The sequence below is a fragment of the Halocella sp. SP3-1 genome (assembly GCF_003953885.1).
Classification (GTDB): Bacteria; Bacillota; Halanaerobiia; order Halanaerobiales; family DTU029; genus Iocasia; species Iocasia fonsfrigidae.
This window is the reverse complement of sequence record NZ_CP032760.1, coordinates 1,994,033-2,012,303: the sequence shown is the minus strand read 5'-3', so window position 1 is coordinate 2,012,303 and position 18,271 is coordinate 1,994,033. Positions and strand designations below refer to the sequence as shown.

Annotated in this window: 15 protein-coding genes; 1 reads left to right on the top strand and 14 read right to left on the bottom strand. The window is 35.6% G+C overall.

Going from position 1 to position 18,271, the window contains the following annotated elements; all coding sequences use genetic code 11:
- The first annotated feature begins 95 nt into the window (after positions 1-95).
- Positions 96-650 (top strand): helix-turn-helix domain-containing protein, encoded by a 555-nt coding sequence (locus D7D81_RS09510; RefSeq protein ID WP_125989462.1) that lies wholly within the window; start codon positions 96-98, stop codon positions 648-650.
- A 41-nt stretch (positions 651-691) separates the two neighbouring features.
- Here the strand turns inward: D7D81_RS09510 and D7D81_RS09505 are convergent, their stop codons facing one another.
- The 14 genes from D7D81_RS09505 to D7D81_RS09440 all read right to left on the bottom strand — a co-directional run bounded on the left by D7D81_RS09505 (position 692) and on the right by D7D81_RS09440 (position 18,271).
- Complete coding sequence (locus D7D81_RS09505; RefSeq protein WP_125989460.1) at positions 692-1,135, bottom strand: SoxR reducing system RseC family protein; 444 nt, start codon at positions 1,133-1,135, stop codon at positions 692-694.
- 266 nt (positions 1,136-1,401) lie between these two features.
- The gene (gene feoB, locus D7D81_RS09500; protein WP_125989458.1) at positions 1,402-3,261 is read right to left on the bottom strand and encodes a ferrous iron transport protein B; all 1,860 of its coding nucleotides are present in this window, start codon (positions 3,259-3,261) and stop codon (positions 1,402-1,404) included.
- Between the two features lies 1 nt (position 3,262).
- The gene (locus tag D7D81_RS09495; protein ID WP_125989456.1) at positions 3,263-3,484 is read right to left on the bottom strand and encodes a FeoA family protein; all 222 of its coding nucleotides are present in this window, start codon (positions 3,482-3,484) and stop codon (positions 3,263-3,265) included.
- A gap of 156 nt (positions 3,485-3,640) precedes the next feature.
- On the bottom strand, positions 3,641-4,804 hold the full coding sequence (gene bioF, locus D7D81_RS09490; protein ID WP_125989454.1) for an 8-amino-7-oxononanoate synthase: 1,164 nt from the start codon (positions 4,802-4,804) through the stop codon (positions 3,641-3,643).
- A gap of 35 nt (positions 4,805-4,839) precedes the next feature.
- The gene (locus D7D81_RS09485; protein WP_125989452.1) at positions 4,840-5,619 is read right to left on the bottom strand and encodes a 6-carboxyhexanoate--CoA ligase; all 780 of its coding nucleotides are present in this window, start codon (positions 5,617-5,619) and stop codon (positions 4,840-4,842) included.
- Positions 5,600-6,100: a hypothetical protein gene (locus tag D7D81_RS09480; protein WP_125989450.1), complete on the bottom strand. Its 501-nt coding sequence runs from the start codon at positions 6,098-6,100 to the stop codon at positions 5,600-5,602. The genes D7D81_RS09485 and D7D81_RS09480 overlap by 20 nt, the downstream gene beginning before the upstream one ends.
- Before the next feature lie 34 nt (positions 6,101-6,134).
- On the bottom strand, positions 6,135-7,481 hold the full coding sequence (gene bioA, locus D7D81_RS09475; protein WP_125989448.1) for an adenosylmethionine--8-amino-7-oxononanoate transaminase: 1,347 nt from the start codon (positions 7,479-7,481) through the stop codon (positions 6,135-6,137).
- 26 nt (positions 7,482-7,507) lie between these two features.
- Positions 7,508-8,215, bottom strand: coding sequence for a dethiobiotin synthase (gene bioD / locus D7D81_RS09470; protein ID WP_125989446.1), 708 nt, complete (start codon positions 8,213-8,215; stop codon positions 7,508-7,510).
- Between the two features lie 384 nt (positions 8,216-8,599).
- On the bottom strand, positions 8,600-9,802 hold the full coding sequence (locus D7D81_RS09465; RefSeq protein WP_125989444.1) for an AGE family epimerase/isomerase: 1,203 nt from the start codon (positions 9,800-9,802) through the stop codon (positions 8,600-8,602).
- A 74-nt stretch (positions 9,803-9,876) separates the two neighbouring features.
- A complete protein-coding gene (locus D7D81_RS09460) occupies positions 9,877-12,105 on the bottom strand; it encodes an alpha-galactosidase (RefSeq protein WP_125989442.1) in 2,229 nt (742 codons plus the stop codon).
- Positions 12,095-13,099, bottom strand: coding sequence for a glycoside hydrolase family 130 protein (locus tag D7D81_RS09455; protein ID WP_125992058.1), 1,005 nt, complete (start codon positions 13,097-13,099; stop codon positions 12,095-12,097). Before D7D81_RS09455 ends, D7D81_RS09460 begins: the two co-directional genes overlap by 11 nt.
- Positions 13,100-13,289: 190 nt before the next feature.
- Entirely contained in the window at positions 13,290-15,773 is a 2,484-nt protein-coding gene (locus tag D7D81_RS09450) for a glycoside hydrolase family 2 protein (RefSeq protein ID WP_125989440.1), read from the bottom strand.
- 46 nt (positions 15,774-15,819) lie between these two features.
- Positions 15,820-17,163 carry a GH1 family beta-glucosidase gene (locus tag D7D81_RS09445; RefSeq protein WP_125989438.1) on the bottom strand — a complete coding sequence of 448 codons (1,344 nt, stop codon included), beginning with the start codon at positions 17,161-17,163 and terminating at the stop codon, positions 15,820-15,822.
- A 244-nt stretch (positions 17,164-17,407) separates the two neighbouring features.
- Positions 17,408-18,271, bottom strand: coding sequence for an ABC transporter permease (locus D7D81_RS09440; RefSeq protein WP_125989436.1), 864 nt, complete (start codon positions 18,269-18,271; stop codon positions 17,408-17,410).

Here is an 18,271-nt window from a genome sequence, read left to right as displayed (position 1 = left end):
TTAATATATTATATCATAGTATGTTAAAATGCACAAGCACCAGTATTTATAGTATAGATGTTTGCGATAAAAAAAGATAAAAGTAGGGAGATAATATGAGTAATCTTGAATTGATAATCGGTGAAAAACTTTATAAACTAAGGCAAAGCAAGGGCTACAGCTTAAGCCAGGTGGAAGACTTAACAGGGGTAAGTAAATCAATGCTGGGTCAAATTGAAAGGGGAAAATCAAGTCCAACAGTAAATACCCTCTGGCGGATAGCCAAAGGTCTAAATGTATCATTTTCTTTTTTCATTGAAGAAGATAAACAAGAAACCACCATTGTGTCACCTTCTGAAATTAAGCCAATCATTGATGAAAATAATAAATACCGTGTCTACCCCATATACCCCTATGACAAACAGAGAAAATTAGAGATGTATATTCTAGACTTAGAACCCCATTATAGTCACCAATCTGAGGCCCATACTACTGGTGTGGAAGAATACATTTTTATTCATCAAGGTATTCTGGAATTGACTACTGGAGAAAAAGAATACACAATAAAAACCGGCAATTCTATCCATTTTAATGCAGACAAAAAACATATATATACAAATATTACTGAAAAAACTACCATAGCTTACCTGACAATGTATTACCCTGTCTAAGAGAAAAACCACCTGTAAAAAAGGTGGTTTTATTATTAAAACTAGTCAGAACCAATAATATCTGTTATATGAGGCTGAAAATCCCTGTGTCTGGCAAAAATCCTATTTGCATATCTTAAAATGATAAATGAAACCACTGTTAAAACAAGTGAACCAATTATCCCTGCTGTCTCAGGAGATAACACAGCAAAATAAGAGGCAAAATAGGCAGCTATAAAATAACCAGCTATCAAGGCAACTAAAGGGAAAAGATAGACTATTAAAGAACTTAAAACCAGTGACTGCTCACCCATCTCTATCTTAACCTGATTACCTACCCTGGCACCAATCTCATTATCAACCTCAACTTCAATTTCATCAACCTCATGACTGTCCTGTCGAGCAAGACCACATTTATTAGTACATTTACTACACAGAGAATGCCGCCTTATCCGCACTGTTGCCATACTATCATTTGTATTTATAATCTGTCCCTTCTCAATCATAAGACAACCCCCTCTGTCATATTATAAACCCAGCAGATAATAATTTCAAACAAAATCTTAATCCTTAATTAATTAACTTTATCATTATTTCCTTCCAAATGAACATTTCTTACATTCCGAACACTTTAATAATAATAACCTATTACACCTAGGACAGCGGTATTCTTCCGGGTTCTTTATTTTATAAGCACATTGTGGACAAATACGATGGCCATCTGCTGTGCAATTGATAATGATCACCCCTCAATTTAATAAATATAAAGAAACTAAATAAATAATGCTACCAAACCACCAACAATAAAAGCTGTAAACCAGCTGCCAAACCAGATAGCCGTAGCCTCTTTCCAGTTCCTCTCCTTAACCATGATCATCATCGCTGCAATACAGGGTACAAATAGGGTTATCGTAATAAGGGCTACTGTTGTCTGGGAAGGGGTCATAGCCAGTGAATTAAGCCCAGCAGCACCAAAATCACGCCTAATTATGCCCATTACAAAGGCAGTAGCCACCTCAGGGGGCAATCTCAACCAGCCTATAGTTATAGGAGCAACCAGCTCCTGTATATATATTAAAATACCTGTTTCCTGTAAGACAGTAATTATCACAGCACCCAGTACAAAGATAGGGCCTGCTTCCTTAATAAAGGCAAAAGATTTTATGCGGGTTTTATTTAAGACATTGCCAAACCTAGGTATTCGTAAAGGAGGTAAATCTATTAATAAATCAGTTGACTTCCCTGGTAAAACCTTATTCAGGAATGTACCTGATAAGACATAAACTAACACAAGAACAAATACATAGATCATAAAATACTTCAATCCTAAGGGGGAAATCAAACCAACAATTACACCAAGTTGGGCAGAACAGGGGATAGCTAATCCTAATAAGAATATAGCAATAATACGTTCCCTCTTTGACCCCAGCAGTCTGGTAGTTATCGTTGCCATTGTAACACAACCAAAGCCAAGCAGCATGGGGATAATCGCCCTTCCATTAAGTCCTAAAGAAGTCAAGGTCCTATCTACAAGAGCCGCAATCCTAGGCATATACCCCGAATCCTCAAGTATAGATAGAAAGAAATAAAACCCGATTACTAAAGGTAATAATAATCCAAAAACATAGGTAACCGCCATTGTCAAGATACCGAATTCACCAATAAGTAACTTACTCGTAAAAGAAGCAGCTGGTATTACCCTGCTGACTAGACTCCTTATAAATGGTTCATAGATTTCCAGGAAAAATACCTCTTCTGTAAGACCTACCACTGTCTGAGCAATAAAAACTCCTATTAACTGATATAAGATATACAGGGTAATCAATAAGAGGGGAACACCTGTTACTGGATTAACCATCATCCTACTTAAAGTAGCTTTAACACCTTTACCATCATTGAGGTCACTGACAACATTATCAATAATTTGATCTACCCTTTTTCTTCTGATTCTATAAATTTCTTCCCGAAAATTCATTGGCTTAAGCCTATATCTATCTGCCAGATGTGGGTCACCCTCTAATATTAATAAGGCATCCCTTGTAGAGGCAGTTTCTTCATTCATCTTAGCTAGCTTTTCTGTTAATCCATTATGCTTTTCAAAAATGCTCTCACCTACTCTAGCCCTATTTAAAGAGGCCTTAAGCTCAGATAAACCCTTTCCACTGACAGCTGTTGTTGGTATAACCGGGACACCCAATTCACTGCTTAATCTATCTATATCAATTGATAAACCATTTTTTTCTGCCTCATCCATCATATTAAGGGCAATAATAACAGGAATACCCATATCAATTATCTGCTGGGTAAGAAATAAATCCCTTTCTAAATGAACAGCATCAACTACATTCACCACTATATCTGCTGCCATAATAACATCCCTGGCCACTATCTCCTCATCATTAAAGGAAGAAACGCCATAAACACCAGGTGTATCAAGAACAGTAAAGTCCTGATACCTCCCTTTAGTAATATCCAGGGTTGTGCCCGGATAATTTGAAACAGCTACATAAATACCTGTCAGGTAATTAAAAAAAATAGATTTCCCCACATTCGGGTTGCCTACCAGGACAAGTTTTTTACTGCTGTCTTCCAGGTCTAATTTGTGATGGCTATTTTTGTGATGACAGGCCATATTAATTCTCCTTTTCTATAATAATATTACTGGCCAGGTTTCTACCAACTGCTATTTCCTGAAGATTCCTTTTAATAATAACTGGCCCTCCCGGCACCTTTTCATGACATGAAAGAACAGCACCTTCAGATATACCAAACCTCAATGCCTGTACCCTTACTAAATCATCTGGAATATATTTTATATTAAACCTCTCTCCCCTTCTTACTTCAGCTAATGTCATAATCTCACCCTCCATTATTATTGAGAACAATTTTCAATTAAGTATAAAAAAATTCCTTTCTTAATCTAATTATATTGAAAACCATTCTCACTGTCAAGTGAATTATGATAATATTTCAAGGCCAATTTTATTCCTTATTTTATTATTAGCCTAATACTAAATAACATCTAATTCCATTCCTGCTTTTTTTAATCTTTCTAAAGCAAATTTCAAATCTTTTCTATTATGGGTAGACATCATTGTAATTCTTAAGCGACTAGTATTTTCAGGTACAGTTGGGGGTCTAATTGCTGTAATAAAAATGCCTTCTTCAAATAATTTTTCACTTAATTTTCTAGCCTTTGCTGCATTACCTATTATTAAGGCAATAATTGCTGTATTGCTTTCTAAGACATTAAAGCCAAGCTTCCTTAACTTTGCCTGGAACCATTTTGAGTTTTCAAGGAGCTTGACCCTTGGCTCTCTCTCATTTTTCACAATATCTAAAGAACGCAAAGAAACTGCAATACAAACTGGAGATAATGCAGTTGAATAGATAAAACTCCTGGCCTTATGTCGTAAATATTCTATCAAGCTTTTACTTCCGACCACAAAACCACCCTCACTGGCAAGGGCTTTGCTAAAAGTTCCTACCTGTATATCAATATCTCCTTTTAAGTTAAAATGTTCTACCGAGCCTGTACCACTGTCTCCCAGAACACCTGTACCATGAGCATCATCAACCATTGTTAAAATCTTATTTTCTTTAGCTAATTCTATTATTTTATCCAGTGGAGCTATATCTCCGTCCATACTAAAGACCCCATCTGTCACAATTAATCTTTTATTACCTTGATGAACTTTTATTTTTTCCTGCAAGTCATCCAGGTTACAGTGTTTATAGATAACAACCGCAGCACCACTTAATCTACATCCATCTATAATACTGGCATGATTTAATTCATCACTAAATATAATCCATTCCTGATCAGAAATCGCTGTTATTGTACCTATATTAGCCATATACCCTGTATTAAAAATAATTGCAGCCTCGGCACCTTTGAAATCTGCTATCTTTTTTTCTAACTGATCATGGAGTTTACAGCTCCCTGTAATTAATCTTGAACCACCTGAGCCTACTCCATATGTATAGATTGCTTTTTCTGCTGCTTCCTTTAACCTGTCATCAGCACATAAATCTAAATAATTATTAGAAGCCATTAATAATACTCTTCTGTTATCTATTGAAGTATATTTGCTTTGTGAGCTAGTAAAAAATTTAAAATCCCGATATAGACCCTTATCTTTTATATGATTTAAATATTCATCTATAAAATCCATTAGTTTTATCACCCACTTATACTGAAAAAAATTGGCTATACCCAAATATTATTATTTATCACAGGAACCCTATTAACTAGAGTTATTTTCTCCTGTAAATATTCTATACATTTTTCTATTGATGCCTTTGAAGAATCAAAACAAAACACCCTACCACCATTATTACTACCAAAAGGCTTTAATTTAGTAATTCTCATATAGCCTAAATCTTTAGAAGCAACATAACCAGCAGTATAATCTGGGTCATCAGACCAACATAACTCGGCAATAATACCCGGGGCACTGCAAACTTTACTTGCCAGTGCGACTGCTTCTTTAACATGATTATTATTCAAATTTGCTCTTGCTAATGCTTTATCTAGCTCTTGCTTTACATTAAAACTCCAATCTATATTAGTAACTCGTACCCCTCTCTTCTTATCTGCTTCAAGTCTTTCTCTGGAATTAATTTCGAAAAGAATTGCCCCTCTCATAGTATGACAATCCTTTAACATATTAAGCACTAAGTGAGATGTTTCGGCTGATAAACCACTTTTTTGTAGTGCTTTAAGGGCACATTCCCTTCCTTCAAAATAATCATTTGTTATAACAGTTCTTATATCTAAAGGATTAATATATTCAATATCTTGCTTAACTATGTTTTTTATCTTTATATTTATAAAGTCCGACTTGCCTTTACTGTGGCCTAAAGCCCTTGTTACTAGTTGTTGAACTGATAACCCCATATCCTTTTCTAAAATTATTCTTTCTGCACCAGAAATATGCTTTGTATTCCTGGCAGACCTCATTTTAATACTATAGAGATCTTCCTTCATATGTTGTTTCCCTCCAGGGTGTACAATATTTTATTTTTGCTAGTAATTTACTTAATGGCCAGGCTGTTATAGCAGTATATAGCATACCTGGTAATCCTGCTATTAACATGGCCGAAAGGGGATTTCCAAAAAATAAGCACAGCATAATTCTGGCAGTTATAGACCCTAGTGGTCCAGCAATTATAACAGGTATAAACCCAGGTTTAAAAAAGTAAATAATCCCTCCTGCTACAAACCTGAATGTCATAGCTATAATTACATTAATTATAGTATGAATTCCAAGTGTTAAACTAATAGCACTGGCTATAATACCCGCTATTATGTATCTCCTAAATCCAAACACCACTGTAATGGCTACTGCTATAGGTGCAGATAATTGAAATTCTGTTCCCGGTAATGGTCCAGGCATTTTAAAGGATCCAGAAATTGTAATAATCACCGCTAACAAACTAATCAATGTTAATTCCCTTGTTTTATTCATCTATTTCCCTCCACTTAGTCTGATTATACAATGCTTATGATTCAAAATATTCTTTAATAGATTTTCTGGCGGTTTTAACCATAAACTCTATCTCTTCTTCATTAATGACATAAGCAGGCATAAAATAAATAATATCACCTAGTGGACGCAAAATAAGACCATTTCTTAAAGCATTTTTATAAATTTTAAAACCTACTCTATCTTTCCAATTGAACGGTTCTTTCCTTTTTGTGTTCTTAACTAATTCTACAGCCCCTAAGATACCAATATGTCTAAAATCACCAACCTGAGGTAGGTCCAATAAATATTCTTCTATCTTAGCTTTAAGTATCTCTGACTTCTCTTTATTTTTTTCAAGTATATTTTCTTCTTCAAATATATCTAATGTTTCACAGGCTACCGCACAGGCCACCGGGTTTCCACTATAAGTATGACTATGTAGAAATGACCTACCCTTTGTATAATCATCATAAAAAGCATCATATATTTTGTCAGAGATAACAGTTAAGGAAAGAGGTAAAGTACCAGCCGTAATTCCTTTGGAAATGGTCATTATATCAGGCGAAATGCCTGCATGTTCACAGGCAAATAATTTTCCAGTCCTACCCATTCCCATAGCTATTTCATCATCAATCAATAAAACATCATATTTATCACATAATTGTCTTAATTTTTTTAAATAGACTGGTGAATAGATCATCATTCCTCCTGCTCCCTGTACAATCGGTTCTACTATAATAGAAGCGAGTTTCTCGTGATATTCGTCAAATGTTTCTTCCAGTTTTTTAAAACACTCTGCCTGACAATTTTCCCTATTTAACCCAAATTTACAACGATAACAATCTGGGCCTTCTATTTGAATAGTGTCACATAATATAGGATTAAAAACATCCCTATATATTCCTAAATCAGAAACTGCCAGAGCCCCTAAAGTATCACCATGATATGAATTTGAAAGGGAGGCAAACTTGGTTTTTTGGGGTTTGCCGACTTCTTGAAAATATTGAAAACTTAATTTTAAAGCGACTTCTACAGATGATGCTCCATCACTAGCAAAAAAAACTTTTTCTAATCGGTCAGGGGTTTTAGCAACTATTTTTTCGGCAAGTTCAATTGCTGGTTTATGGGAAAAATTGGCCATCATTATGTGTTCCAATTTATTTATCTGTTTATTTATTGCCCCTTTGATACGCTTATGATTATGCCCTAACAGACTAGCCCACCAGGAGGAAATAGCATCCAGATAGCTATGGCCTTCTGTATCATATAGGAATACCCCTTCCCCCTTTTCAATAACAATTGGTGGCAATTCTTCATAATCCTTCATCTGTGAACAAGGATGCCATATATATTTCAAGTCCTTTTTTTGTAAATTATTCATTCTTAACACTCCTAATATAATTGAGTTTAGTTTTCCAACATATTTATTACATTTTTAATATCAAACTTGCTTTCAAACTCATCTTTTAACTTATCATAATTATGATTTAAATCCTTTATATCAGCTATGCTTAGCACTTTTTGTCCAGTTAAATTTTCTATAGTTCTGATATTATCTTTTTCATATTCCTCTCCTGTATATCTATTTAAAAATATCCCTTTTACCTCAAGTCCCAACTTATAACAATACTCAACAGTTAAAACAGTATGATTTATAGTTCCAACACCTGCCCTACTTACAATTACTACCGGTAGATTTAAATCTTTTACCAGATCATATATAAAATAATCATTTTTAATTAAAGGAACTACTAAACCACCACTTCCCTCAGCAATTATATACTCATATCTTTGTGCTAAATTATTATATGCCTCTATTATTTTTTCCTTTTTAATCTCAACTCCTGTCAAACGTGCTGCCAGATGAGGAGACACAGCAGGTTCAAGACAATAAGGAACCATATTTTCCTGTTTTTCAGTTAAATTGCAAACCTGTTTTACTAACTCAACATCCTCAGCAATTAATTTCCCATCTTTTTTTACTCCACCACTTTGTACTGCTTTAAAACTACAGGCATTATAGCCATTATTTCTTAATAAATATACTAAACCAGCTGTAATTACAGACTTACCAACATCAGTATCAGTTCCAATAATAAATATTCCTTTACTCATCTTATTCACCTCATATGGATTCTAATTTTTTTAATCATTAACTTTAGGTAATATATAACAGTTAAATTAGTATATATTATAACTCCTCTTCTTCTTATTGTCAACTTAAATATTTTTTAGGTTGACAATAAGGTAAAAGACTACCCGGAATTTCTCAAAAGAAAAGCCGGGCTAATTGGACTATCTGCTGGAGTAAACGCTCAATCATACTTTCCTAGATAATTAATAATTAATATTTAAAGTTCAGAAAAAAATTCAAAGTGATAATCGGACAAGCGAGGTAGATCCTCATGACCAAATTCAAGATAAATAAGTATCTCCTTTTTTGATTTAATTTTAATAATCCCCCTCTTTCTTTTATAGCCATGTTTTATAAAAATAGTATTATAACAGAATTGTAGTAAGACGATTGATTATCTCATAACAGGCCCTACTATTATGATAAGGAGACTTCCAGGGATTAACCTTGGCTTCATCAGAAGGCCTTCCCTGTTCATTAATCAACCAGTACCATTCACCATATTCTCTATCTACCAAATTATTAATAATGTACTGCCAGGTATTTAAAGCAGTATTGAGGTAAATCTCTTCACCACTTAATTGGTAGGCATTAATAAAACCAACTACTGCTTCTGCCTGGACCCACCAGTGGCGGTCTTTATTTAAATTGTCTTTATTAAACTCATAGTAAATACTACCATCAGCCATAAGCCCTGATTTTAAAACCCTTTCAGCCATCTTCAAGGCTGTTTTTTCTACCTCTCCACGTAAATCCTTACTACCTAACACCCCTGCCGCCTCACACAAGAGCCAGCTGCCTTCAATATCATGACCGTAGGATACAATGTCCGAACAAATATTCCAATCCCTATCAAAAAAAAGTCTAAAACAATTCTTTTCATTGTCAATAATATATTTTAGAAATATTCGAATTAACCCTATAAGTTTATCCTTTAATTTCTCCTTAGAACAAACCCGATAAAAATTTGTATAGGCCTCTAAAATATGCAGGTGGGTGTTCATAGATTTACTGACATTCATATCCTTTTCACTGAGACTCATATCTTCTGGCATTGACAACCAGTCTCTACTACAGGCCTCAAAATATCCCTTATATTTTTTGTCATTACTGTATTTTTCTATTAAGGAAAAAAGGTCAAGTAATAAAGTTAAAATATCATCAGCACCTGTTACCCTATAATATTCACTAAAAGCATATATAGCAAAGGCCTGCCCGTAAATCTGTTTTTTGTTTGTTGCCACTTTTCCCTGATAATCCAACAGCCAGTAAAACCCACCATATTCCTGGTCCCAGAAATTATTTAGTAAATAGCTAGCAGCCCTCTTGGCCATCGCCAAATACTCTTCTTTTTTATCTTCCCGGTAGGCATTACTAAAACTCCAGAGAATACGGGTATTTAAAATTAGTGATTTATCAGCAGTAAAATTAACCTTACCTTCATTAACTATCTCACCATAAAAACCATCATTTTCCTCATCAACAGCATTTTCTATCCAAAAGTTGAGCAAATTATCTTTTTCTTTTTCAACTGATTTCTTGAACTCCAATAATTTATTTGTATCCACTTAAAACCCCTCTTGATTGAATTATCTTAATACCCTAAAACTAATATTTATCTCCAAATTCAACAATTTCAAGATTATCTATTTACAAGCTCAAAATGCCAGAGTATAGATTGAAAGTCACCTTTAAAAATAGTTCCATCTTCTTGCACACCATTAAATCCATGTGGAAGATTTAAACCAGCATACATTAGCTCATCTCCACCATAGAGTTTTTTGCTATTCTTAAGCCTATAAATCCCATCTTCTTTAAGTCCTTTTAATTTTAGCCTCCTATAAGAGGGGTTAGGCTCAGCCAGGACTTTATAAAAAGCCGCAATTGCTTCTTCTCTATTTTTAGAAACTACCATCCAAGCTGTATCATTATTCCCCTCAAATGGACTCAACAAACGATAAAAATTACCCTGCTGAATTAATTGCCTGATTTCTTTGTAATATCTAACCTGCATTTTTATCTCTTCTTTTTCTTGATCACTTAATTTAGTTAAATCAAGCTCATAAGCAAAATTTGCAAAACAAGCGACATCTGCCCTGGTCTTCAATGGAGTGATTCTGGACACTTGGTGATTAGGCACAGCAGAAACATGAGCACATATACTACTTAATGGATAGATCAGAGAAGTACCATACTGTATTTTTAATCTCTCAACTGCATCTGTATTATCACTTGTCCAGGTCTGCGGCATATAGTATAACATCCCTGGATCAAAACGCCCTCCTCCACTGGCACAGCTTTCAAATAAAATTTCAGGAAATTTTATTCTTAAAGTTTCCAACATTTCATAAAGACCTAAAATATAACGGTGCGGTAATTCACGCTGTCTTTCTGCCGAAAGTCCTGCTGAACCAATCTCGGTCATGTTACGGTTCATATCCCATTTTACATAAGAAATATTTGTATTTTCCAGGATATCAGTTAACATTTTGAGAATCCTTTCTCTAACTTCTCTACGGCTTAAATCAAGAATTAATTGACTTCTGGCCTGAGAACGGCTTCTCCCCTTAACATGAATACACCAGTCTGGATGTTTCTTATAAAGTTTACTCTCCGGAGAGACCATCTCTGGTTCAAACCAGAGTCCAAATCTAAGTCCCAGCCCATTTATTTTTTTAACAAGTGAATCCAGACCATTAGGTAATTTTGATCTATCTACAAACCAATCTCCCAGAGAACTAGTATCATCATTACGATTACCAAACCAACCATCATCCAACACAAATAACTCCAGACCCAGTTTTTTACCTTCTTTAGCAATCTCCAATAGTTTCTCTTCATCAAAATCAAAATATGTCGCTTCCCAGTTATTAACTAAAATTGGTCTATTCTGATCCCTATATCTACCTCTGACCAGTCTTTCTCGATATATTTTATGGTAAATTTGGGACATTTTATTTAAACCCTGATCAGAATAAACCATTACCACCTCTGGAGTCTGAAACCCTTCCCCTGGTTTAAGCAGCCAGTTAAAATCAAAGGGATTAATCCCAATTAAGGCTCTAGTCTGTTCAAAGGTATTAACCTGAACCCCAGCCCAGAAATTACCACTATATACAAGGCTAAATCCGTAAACCTCACCCTGATCTTCTGTAACATCAGGTCTGGCCAGCACTAAAAATGGATTATGCTGAGCACTACTTGCCCCTCTGGTACTTTCAACAGATTGAATACCAGGAAAAAGTCTTCTCCTATTAAGGTGATTTTCTCTACTCCAGTGACCTGATGAAGTAATCAAATCAAAATTAAAATCAGCAAAATCCACTCCAGCACTAAAAGCCCTTTTAATATTTATATTTTTTTTACTTTCATTAATTAATCTAGCCGATCTTGTTATAACATTATAATCTTTAAACACTGTATAACTTAATTCCACTTTTAATTTTGCTTTTTCATCAGATAAGACAACTAGCAAACTATCTGCCTCATTATCATCTTCAACATATGTTGCAGGTAATCCCTCAAGTTTATCTTTGCCCTTTTTTATTTGATGAGAAATATATTTTAAATTACTAACTGTAGAGCCATCTTCTAATTTAATTTGATAAGCTGGTTGCCGAAAATCAGTGTGACCATAGGCAGGATATTCTTGAGGAATATTATCTAAAGAAAAATTATTTGCCTTTTCTGATTTTAAATGTCCTTTACGTAATCCCGCAGGTAATAAAGACCTTAAATCAAGCTCAGTATTAATTTTTTTACCCCAGTAAAGATGCAACAAATGTCCAGTACTAACAATCTCCATCACATAACTTATATCCTTAGCTTGAAGATGAAAGGTGTTTCTCTCCTGATTAAACTTAATTGACATTTAGAACCTCCTTAAGGCTATTTTCTTTAATAAAATCAATCAATTCATCTATCTTAGTATAAGCCAGGGCAACAACAGTATCTGCCCCACCATAATAAATTGCCATCCTGCCTGTAGCCGGGTCATAAAGACTGGCACACGGGAAAACAACATTTGGTACATCCCCTACACATTCATAATCCTTTTGAGGGGAAAGAAGATAAGGTTTGGTTCTATATTTTACCTTCCAGGGTTCTTCAAGATCCAAGATAGCAGCCCCCATACTATAGACATAACCATTACAAGAAGTCAGGACCCCATGATAGATTAATAGCCAACCTTCACTAGTCTCTACTGGCACCGGTCCAGCTCCAATCTTAGTACTCTGCCATCCATCTGTAGTCCCCATCACATAACGGTGTTCTCCCCAGTAGATCATATCAGGACTCTGACTCAAAAAAATATCACCAAAAGGGGTATGACCATTATCACTCGGCCTACTCAACATCAGATATTTGCCATCTATTTTACGTGGGAAAAGCACCCCATTTCTATTAAAGGGTAAAAAGACATTTTCCAACTGATAAAATTCATTAAAATCTCTTGTATAGCCTAAACCAATTGTTGGCCCGTGATAATCATTACACCAGCTCACGTAATATCTATCACCGAGTTTCAATAAACGCGGGTCATATTTATAAGATGAATGAGCCATTTCTTCATCATCATAATTAAACTTAATAGGTTCTGCCTCAATCTCCCAGTTAATACCATCCTTGCTCTTACCAACATGAAGATTCATATTACGAGATTTATCATCAACCCTGAATACACCAGCAAATCCATTTTTAAAGGGAATAACTGCACTATTGAAAATACTGTTAGAGTTGGGAATGGCATTACGGTAGATAATAGGGTTCTTTTTTGAACGCCAGACTACCTCTTTACAGTTACTTGGTTTATCTTCCCAGGGAATATTAGGTAATGGATCCCCGATTATCTTGAACTTATCTATCATTGTTAAACACTCTCCTTATTTTTATTAAATAATTTCTAAATTAATTATTACTAGACTATATATTTTCACAAAGAAAAACTATTTCCAATATTGAGAAATAAGCATAAACCTCTCAAATAGCCTGTTCAGAAAGTATCAATATATACCGCCGGGGATTATATATCTTTTCGAACACACATTTAAAAGATTAATATGTATCAACTAAGGACCTGATCATTATCTTTTCTCTTAAAAGCGGTAGTGTTAGGTTTTGATTAATCTCTAAAATAATATCTATTTTTCTACCAGGATATAGGTGGAAAAAGTTATCACTAAATCTAGCATCAATCCCTGCAACTTCAAGCCAAACCCATAATGCTGGTTTGACAGCAGTAAACTGCAGTTTATATTTCTTATCACAGATTTTTTCTATTTCATATTCTATTCCAGGCTGGACCAGTTCTAGGTGTTTAGGTTTAGCGAAACTAAGGAAATTATCAGAAACAATCTCACCACCAAGTTTTAATTCAGAGTAGAGTAATAAATTTTGCTTACCATATTTCTCAAGATATTTTTTAAAGTCAAGTGTTTTAAGTAAATTATCCTGCTGTGCTTTTATATTTACAAGAAAGTGATCACTTATTATTGATTTACCTGAAAGATCTGTTAACTCCCAGAAAACCTCACCCTGTAAATCCTTCCTTTTATCATTACTAATATGTATTTCTACAGTATAGTGCTCAAGATCTTCAAGTAAAGAAAGGAGTACCGGGGTATAAAACTTTTTAGCCATATAATGTAATGCCTTCCACCGACCATAATAATCTATCGAAGACCAGCTGGCCCCCGGCCAGTTATCATTTAACTGCCAGTAAAGTGTTCCCATACCCCGGGGCATACCCCTTCTCCAATGCTCAACTGCATACTTTACTCCCAGACCCTGTAAGATCTGACTAAGCCAGAGCTGGTTATCAAAAGAAGTCGGCAGTCTAAACCAGTCCAGCATGTACTGGATGATGGTTGTATTACCAATACCACTCCTCTGGTGTTCTTCCATAATATAACTAGAAATATTCCTGTCTTTAGCCTGGGTATAATTATACACTGTTTTTGGTTCAGGGAATGACTGAAATCCAAACTCACTATTAAAACGATGCTCACATTTTCTATACCATTCAAAGGGTTTCTTGCCATGCCAGATATCCCAGACATGGGCATCTCCACAGCAGGGATTATAAAAATTATTTCTATCTCCTACAGGACTATGAGGACTACCCGGCCAGTAATCAGTTCCTGGGTCATGTTTAGCTACAATACCTGCTAATAACTCATCAAATAACTTCTTATAATCAGACCAGGGCATTTGTATTTTTTCTGAATCCCATTTGTCTCCTGCTATTCCCTGTTCAATCTCATTATTACCACACCAGAGAGCCAGACTGGCATGGTGTCGAATTCGTTTGACATTCTGTTCTGCCTCGACTTTTACATTTGCCATAAAATTATTGTCAAAACTCGGATAGGTTCCACAGGCAAAGATAAAATCCTGCCAGACACAGATCCCCAGTTCATCACAGATCTCATAGAAAATATCATTTTCATAAATGCCCCCACCCCAGACACGGAGCATATTCATATTGGCAGCAGCCACATCCTCCAGGAGACGGCGGTAGTCATCACCACTACCTCTGGTTATAAAAGCATCTGCCGGAATCCAGTTAGCCCCTTTAGCAAAAAACTCTACACCATTAACGGCAAATTTAAAGGATTGACCCCACTGGTCGTCTTCTCTAATTAATTCCAGTTTCCTGAGCCCAATTTTACGTTGATCACTATCAATTTTTTGGCCACTACGGTTATAAAGATTTATTCTCAGGTCATAAAGTGCTTGTTCTCCCATTACATTAGGCCACCATAATTTAGGATCAGGAATTGTAAATTCTATTTCTACACAATCATTGATAAAGCTTAAATCACTCTTAAAAACAATTTCATTATCAAGAGAAAATATAATTTCTCCTTTAAGTTCATTAGAAATTAATTTTTCTAAACTCATAGCTACTTTAAGGTCTACCATTCCATCTCCCTTATGTCTTTGATTAATCTTAACTTCACTAATTCGCCCTTGATTAAAAGCGATTAATTCTATATCCTTCCAGATACCCATAGTAACTAACATAGGTCCCCAGTCCCAGCCGAAATTACTGGGCTGTTTGCGTAACCAACCAGCTCCATGAAGGCGGTGTTCACCTACACTCCAGGCAGGCAGAAAAAATTCTTTATCTTTTTCTAAAAGATAAGACATTGGTGAAGTGAAATATATTTTTATAATATTATTTCCTGGTCTTAGAACCCCTTTAACATCAAATTCCCAACTGCGATACATATTATCTGTTTGGGCTATTTTCTCTCCATTAAGATAGATAGTTGTCAGTGTATCAAGCCCTCGACAGCAAAGCAGTATCCTCTCAAAGGATAAAAATTCAGGTGAAATAACAAAATCCCTCTCATATTCCCAGTCTGATTCAGCAATCCACAGTATCTTTTTTTCATTATCCCGATAAAAAGGGTCTTCAATTCTACCTGCTGACAAGAGATCTGTATGTACACACCCTGGCACTTCTGCAGTAAGAAAATTAGCCTTGCCGCTCTCTTTTAACTGCCATTTTCCATTTAAGGACTTAATTTTCAAGTATATGCAACCCCTTTAACATAATAATAATTTATTGATTTAAAGTTTATAAACCATTTTGAACAATAAGCTCTTGATACCACCTGGCACTGTCCTTTAAGACCCTCCGCTGCTTATTTTCATAATCTATATATATTATTCCAAAACGTTTGCTATAACCATAGACCCATTCAAAATTATCCATTAATGACCAGAGATAATAACCCTTTAAAGGCACTTCATCTCTAACTGCTTTATGGGCAGCCCTGATATGTTTTTCTAAATAAGCTATACGCTGTTCATCATATACTTTACCATCTTCAGCTAGTTCATCATCAAAAGCAGCACCATTTTCTGTAATATAGAGTGGTTTTGAGGTGTAATCCCTATTTATTCTTTTTAAGAGGTCATATAAGCCCTCAGGGTAAATTTCCCAGTCCATGGCAGTATACTCTGATTTCTGTGGGGCAAGTTGTTTATACTTAAAAAAACTGTCTTCATCATAGCTAACCACTGCCCTTGAATAGTAATTGATACCAAGAAAATCTATCTCCTGACTGATAATATCCATGTCTTTATCTTGAATCTCAATTTTATTCAATTCTTCCTGGTAGAGATTCATTAAAATCTCAGGGTACTTTCCTTTAAAGATAGGGTCTAAAAACCAGCGGTTATTAAAGGCATCACAATAATCCCTGGCCAATCTATCACTTTCACTATCTGAGGCGGCATAAACATGATTTAAATCCAGGGTAATACCTATTTCCCCATTAAGTCCGCTCTCTCTAAAACCCTTAACAGCCATACCATGTGAAAGCAAGAGATTATGGGCAACCTGTATTGCCTTACCCAGGTCCTGATAACCCGGTGCATGCTCAGCAAGGAAATTCCCTAAAAATGCTGCTACAAAGGGTTCATTATGGGTAATCCAACGGGGAACGTACTCCCCCAGTTCCCGGTACACTAACTGAACATATTCATTAAAGTATTTGACTGTATCCCTGTTTTCCCAGCCACCTTTTTCCTGTAATTTTTGCGGTAAGTCCCAGTGATAAAGGGTTACAAGCGGTTTTATTCCTACCTCCAGCAAAGCATCTAACAGGCGTTTGTAAAAATCGAGACCCTTCTGCTCAACCCTTCCTTTCCCATCTGGTAAGATACGCGGCCAGGCAATAGAAAAACGGTAGCTGTTAAGCCCCAGTTCCTTCATAAGTACTACATCTTCCCGATAGCGGTGATAATGGTCACAGGCTACATCACCTGTATCATTATTTACTATATTCCCTCTACTATGGGTAAACCTATCCCAGATAGATTCCCCCTTGCCGTCTTCCTGATAAGCCCCTTCAATCTGATAAGAAGCAGTTGCAGCCCCCCATGCAAAATCCTCTGGAAAAACAAATTCTGTCATTAATAATTCCCCCTTAATCTAGATGTTTTTGTTATATTTTAACTTATTTATTACTAAAAAGCACGCTGTGACCTTTTTCTATCTCTACAAAACCCTTTCCTGCATTATCTTTATAGAAGTCCTCAACATCATCTATAATTTTCTCTGGTAAGGCTTATATCGTACCACAGCCTTAACCTCACCCTTTAAAACCTTATAATATGCCTTTAGGTTCTTTATCTCTAATATATTTTTACTCATCGGCTTACATCTCCCTCAAGCGCGGATTAAAGGCTGCATCAAGTCCTGTATTAACAAAGTATAGGGCAGTAATCATAATAGTTAATATTAGACCAGGGATAATAGCCCACCACCACATTCCTAATTGAATAGCATTCCAGTTAACTGCATTTTGCATGACAAGACCGAGTGAAACCCCCTTAGTTGGACCGAGACCCAGAAATTCCAGTTGAACCGTTGCCAGCATAGTCCCATTAAACTGCTGGATATAAGCCATAAATACATATGAAAACATATTAGAAGCAATATCTTCCCTTAGAATCTTGGAGACCTTCAGGGAAGAAATCCTGGATAGATTAACATATTCCTGATTTCTAAGTGACAGGGTCTGTGACCTGACAGCCCTTGCCAGCCAGGGCCAGGCTGTTGCTGCAACAATAACAGACATTACCAGTGTGCCCCTTACCTCCAGAAATGCAGAGATTACAATTAATAAGGCCAGTTGCGGGATAACAATAAAAATATTAGTAAACATCATCAAAAACTCATCAAATAGTCGCCCACCGTAATAACCAGCGAGAAAACCTATTATACAGCCAATCAGAGTAGCCATTGTACCAGCTACAAAACCAACTATTAGTGTTGAGCGGAGCCCATAAACAGTCCGGGTAAATACATCTTTCCCCATAATAGTTGTTCCAAAGAAATGCTCTCCTGACGGGGGAAGATAAGCCTCACCTGCATATTCCTCATAGTCATAAGATGATATCATTGGACCAAAGACAGCCAGTAAAATTATTAACAGAAATATTGTTAAACCAAATACTACTTTTTTATTGGTAATTGCATAATATAGATTTTCGTGTTCTTGCCAGAAATTTGATATCAT

Excerpts from the sequence above, each read along its gene's own strand:
- D7D81_RS09510 (WP_125989462.1), top strand. The coding sequence starts at position 96 with ATGAGTAATCTTGAATTGATAATCGGTGAAAAACTTTATAAACTAAGG.
- D7D81_RS09505 (WP_125989460.1), bottom strand. The coding sequence starts at position 1,135 with ATGATTGAGAAGGGACAGATTATAAATACAAATGATAGTATGGCAACA.
- feoB (WP_125989458.1), bottom strand. The coding sequence starts at position 3,261 with ATGGCCTGTCATCACAAAAATAGCCATCACAAATTAGACCTGGAAGAC.
- D7D81_RS09495 (WP_125989456.1), bottom strand. The coding sequence starts at position 3,484 with ATGACATTAGCTGAAGTAAGAAGGGGAGAGAGGTTTAATATAAAATAT.
- bioF (WP_125989454.1), bottom strand. The coding sequence starts at position 4,804 with ATGGATTTTATAGATGAATATTTAAATCATATAAAAGATAAGGGTCTA.
- D7D81_RS09485 (WP_125989452.1), bottom strand. The coding sequence starts at position 5,619 with ATGAAGGAAGATCTCTATAGTATTAAAATGAGGTCTGCCAGGAATACA.
- D7D81_RS09480 (WP_125989450.1), bottom strand. The coding sequence starts at position 6,100 with ATGAATAAAACAAGGGAATTAACATTGATTAGTTTGTTAGCGGTGATT.
- bioA (WP_125989448.1), bottom strand. The coding sequence starts at position 7,481 with ATGAATAATTTACAAAAAAAGGACTTGAAATATATATGGCATCCTTGT.
- bioD (WP_125989446.1), bottom strand. The coding sequence starts at position 8,215 with ATGAGTAAAGGAATATTTATTATTGGAACTGATACTGATGTTGGTAAG.
- D7D81_RS09460 (WP_125989442.1), bottom strand. The coding sequence starts at position 12,105 with ATGTCAATTAAGTTTAATCAGGAGAGAAACACCTTTCATCTTCAAGCT.
- D7D81_RS09445 (WP_125989438.1), bottom strand. The coding sequence starts at position 17,163 with ATGACAGAATTTGTTTTTCCAGAGGATTTTGCATGGGGGGCTGCAACT.
- D7D81_RS09440 (WP_125989436.1), bottom strand. The coding sequence starts at position 18,271 with ATGATATCAAATTTCTGGCAAGAACACGAAAATCTATATTATGCAATT.